We start from the raw sequence: 396 nt of genomic DNA, 5'->3' as shown, positions 1-396 counted from the left end.
TCGTTCAATTTTGGTATTAATTGCATAGAAGTCTTCATCTTCTAAATATGCCTGTAGCCGAGCGACTTGGCTTAAAAGAGATGTAGAGTGAGACTCGGCTTAAAAGAGATGTAGAGTGAGACTCGGTCATCGCCTGATACAAAGTCCAAAGCTTCTGCTCGGCAGCGTATAAGTTCTCAAAAGCACTCTTTAAGCATTCATAAACCGTCAGCGCATTATCCATCTTAAAATGTTGCTCTAAATACCCCACCTCAAGGTTTGGTAACCAGTCAATGCAGCCCTTATCTGCAGATAATTCACCAATAAGCAATTTTAATAAGGTGCTTTTTCCAACGCCATTCGCTCCGGTGATACCTATTTTCTCTCCCACGTTAATACGAAAGGTCACGTTGTTGT

Annotated in this window: 1 protein-coding gene; it reads right to left on the bottom strand. The window is 41.4% G+C overall.

Translation table 11 applies throughout. From position 1 onward, the window contains the following. Nucleotides 1–34: 34 nt before the first annotated feature. Nucleotides 35–396: ATP-binding cassette domain-containing protein (locus IQR33_RS27700; RefSeq protein ID WP_228014185.1), on the bottom strand; the 362-nt coding region annotated here is incomplete at its 5' end.

The organism is Vibrio sp. OPT46 (assembly GCF_015163535.1).
Taxonomy (GTDB): Bacteria; Pseudomonadota; Gammaproteobacteria; order Enterobacterales; family Vibrionaceae; genus Vibrio; species Vibrio alginolyticus.
Note: the sequence above shows the minus strand (reverse complement) of the source record. Positions and strands in the feature narration are given on the sequence as shown.